Source organism: Methanosarcina spelaei, assembly GCF_002287235.1.
Lineage (GTDB): Archaea > Halobacteriota > Methanosarcinia > Methanosarcinales > Methanosarcinaceae > Methanosarcina > Methanosarcina spelaei.
Map to the genome: position 1 here is coordinate 1 of NZ_LMVP01000188.1, position 3235 is coordinate 3235.

Here is a 3235-nt window from a genome sequence, read left to right on the forward strand (position 1 = left end):
TTTTTTAACGGTTTTCAAATCTACTTTTTCAAACACAATAGAAGGGAAATCTGCAGTCCATTTTTCTGCTGCTTTTAATGCATCTTCTTCACAGAAGAAGTCCTCTACTACCAGTTTTTTAAGCGACTTTTCTGCTTTTTCAAGTTCATTTTGAAGCTTCTTTCTGAGAGTTATCTCTTTCTTTTCTTTCATTTTATGAGAAAGCAACAAAACCCACTTTTGCTTGACTCCCCCATAATCAACAAAGGTTTGATAAAATGAGTATCTTTCATCGCTTTTCAGTGGCTTCAGGTTTAGATTTGCAGTTAGCAGTTCCTTTGCCTCATTAATTGTTGCAGGAACACGACTGATCCAGAATGACTTTCCTATATTATTGATATTATTGTCAGTGTAAAAGGAACTATCAGCGACATAGTACACTTTGCTTTCAGGACTTAAAGCTGATTTGAGAGACTTTATTGCTTCCAGAATTGTGCTTTTGTCGGAAGCATTCCCTGAATGAGTGTTCATAAAAAGGGGTATTCCATGCTGATTTACAATCAAACTTAGCACAAATTGTTTGAGATCCCATCTTCCGTTTTTGGGAATTCCAAAAGTGATATCAATAGACTCCGTTTCTTCGTCTTGATAATCACCATAAACGCTGACACTTGTAGTGTCAGCGTGTAAACAATGGACAGGAATAGGTAGACGATTCATAATGTGAAGAACAATTTCCGTAAACAGTTTTGTAGGACCATACTTTACGATTCTGTCAAGAGTTTCTCCGATAGCATATTGATTCAGATCTTCTCGTGTTACACCTTCTCCAAAAAGTCTTTCTATAGAAATATTCCTGAAAAAGTCAGGAAAAAGGTATAGACGTTGACCTATGAAACCAAGACCATTGAGTACCATGGCAAGGATGCAGACTGAGTGAGGAATCTTGTGATCCCTTTCCTTTGGGAGTTTCTCATCGATCAGTTTGTCAACTTCAAGTTCTCGGAAAACTCCAGCAATGAGACCAAGGTGACCTAAAAATCTTGTACGTTTTATTGAGGATTCGACTAGTCGACTGTTGTTTTTGTCTGCCATGGAAAATCAAGAAAAAAGATGTGAGAATAATTATATTAACTTATATGTTTACCTGCCGAATCTAGGTTGCATATTTTAAATTTAATCATTACCTATTTTATTACAACCTCAGTAATCTTTTTCCCAAAATCCGTGCTTGAACCTGCGGAAGGAATTTCCTGTCTTTCTGAAATTTACACTGACAGGATAAGTTTATTTGGCTTCATGGCTATTTTTGACTTTAGTTTTTCCCTCTCAAAACAAAAAACATAACTTGAGCCAATTAACAAGAGGAAGTAACTTCTGGTAGACTCTGGATTATTCAAGATCCATTTTCGTAGGAGTTCATGCGTTAGAACCGCACCTCTAGCACTATTTTATTTGTTATACTATGGTTTTAGACCAACTTGAGTCAGATTACTTTTGAAAGTCAACAAACGAAATTAATATCCGGCAAGTAAAAAAAGTTAGTTAATAGAAACTTGCTCCTTGAAATTTAGTGAATACAGTGACTAATATTTTTCCCTACAACTGACTAGTTACCTCTATTCTTTCGTCCCTCAAATTCCATAGTGATCCTGTCATGCAGGCATAATAAAAAATTGGAATAATATTTTGAACCTGAATATGACTCAGTACTAAAATCTAGTGATGAATGTAAAATTCAAAATCACTAGATTTTGTAAATGGTCACAATCCTTGTAATACAACTTAGGTATTGAAGTCTTTAGATATCGAATATTGATTTTGATGAAAACTGGATTCTTCTTGCTAATTCAGATTTTCAATCAAAAAATGCAAAAATCACTGGATTTTGGAACAGAGTCCTGAATATGATTATTAAATATAAATTATATTTTTTAATTATATAAATGTTGATGGGGGAGTTAAATTGCTTAAATTAGGCTATAAGGTCGCACCTGAACAGTTCCCTCCTTCCGAGTTGCTGAAACAGGTAATAGCTGCTGAAGAGGCAGGCTTTGAAAGTATTGATGCAAGTGATCATTTTCATCCCTGGAGTGAAGAAGGACAGGCTTGCTTTATATGGAGCTGGTTTGGTGCGGCAGCTGCGAGTACCCAAAATATCGAACTGGGAACAGGTCTGACCTGTCCTATCCTGCGCTATAATCCTGCGATTATTGCTCAGGCTGCAGCAACAGTATCTTCACTTGCCGAAGGAAGGACCTATCTCGCTGTTGGAACTGGGGAAGCCTTAAATGAATATTCCATAACCTTAGAATGGCCTGAGTATGATGAACGTCAGATCCGCATGATAGAAGCAATAGAACTTATCCGCAAACTCTGGACAGGAGAGAAGGTCAGTTTTGACGGATGCTACTATCAAACAAAAAAGGCCAAATTATATACTCTGCCAAAAAATGAAATTCCTATCTATATTTCTTCTCTAGTGCCTGAAAGTGCATATGTTGCAGGCTATTATGGGGACGGTCTTTTAACTGTAGGAGGTGGAGAGGGCCTGGAAAAACCTAAACAAATCCTCTCCGAATTTGAAAAGGGGGCCAGGGACTCAGGAAAAGACGTTGAAAGTTTACCGAAGGCAATAGAAATATCTGTTGAATATGGAGTAGACATTGAAGCATCTATTGAGAATTTTATGAAACTCTGGTCAGGAGCCGCAGTTTCTGCTCTTTTCGTAAATAAGATTTATACTCCCGAAATGTCTGTTCAAAATGGAAAAGTTGTGGGCCCTGAAACAATTAAGAAACAGGGTTGTTTTTCCGAAAATCCGGAAGATCACATCAAATTTATAAAAAAATATAGTTACTATTCAGGTAGCCTTTTTAGGGCTACACAATTTTTCCTCTTTTCGAGGAAAAATTGGATTTACAATGAGTTATTTCTATCTTTGATGAAACGTGAAGAGATTCTTGCTCTGTGTACTTCAAATCCTGAAGTTATTGCAACTTACATTGAGAGTCTTGAATCTCAAATAAAACAGCTTAGTGAAAAATTGCAAGTTTTAGAATCTCGCTTAAATCAAAATAGCAGAAACAGCAGTAAACCTCCTTCTACTGATTTTTTTGTCAAAGGAAAACCTAATCCCAAGAGTCTCCGTAAAAAGAGCGAAAAGAACCCTGGAGGTCAAGAAGGTCATCCAGGAACAACTCTTAAAATGGTTGATAATCCTGATTAGGTAATAGAGCATTCTTTGAACTGCTGC

The 3235-nt window shown here is 36.6% G+C and carries 1 protein-coding gene and 2 pseudogenes; 2 read left to right on the plus strand and 1 reads right to left on the minus strand.

All coding sequences use genetic code 11. From position 1 onward, the window contains the following. Nucleotides 1-1074 (minus strand): IS1634 family transposase (locus ASJ81_RS10375; protein ID WP_095644392.1); only part of this gene is annotated, 1074 nt, incomplete at its 3' end. A gap of 871 nt (nt 1075-1945) precedes the next feature. Between ASJ81_RS10375 and ASJ81_RS10385 the strand changes: the two are divergent. Together ASJ81_RS10385 and ASJ81_RS22170 are read left to right on the plus strand one after the other, a co-directional pair. Beyond that, a pseudogene (locus ASJ81_RS10385) lies at nt 1946-2824 on the plus strand (TIGR03557 family F420-dependent LLM class oxidoreductase); the annotation flags it as partial. A gap of 96 nt (nt 2825-2920) precedes the next feature. Further along, a pseudogene (locus ASJ81_RS22170) lies at nt 2921-3205 on the plus strand (DUF6444 domain-containing protein); the annotation flags it as partial. Nucleotides 3206-3235 lie beyond the last annotated feature (30 nt).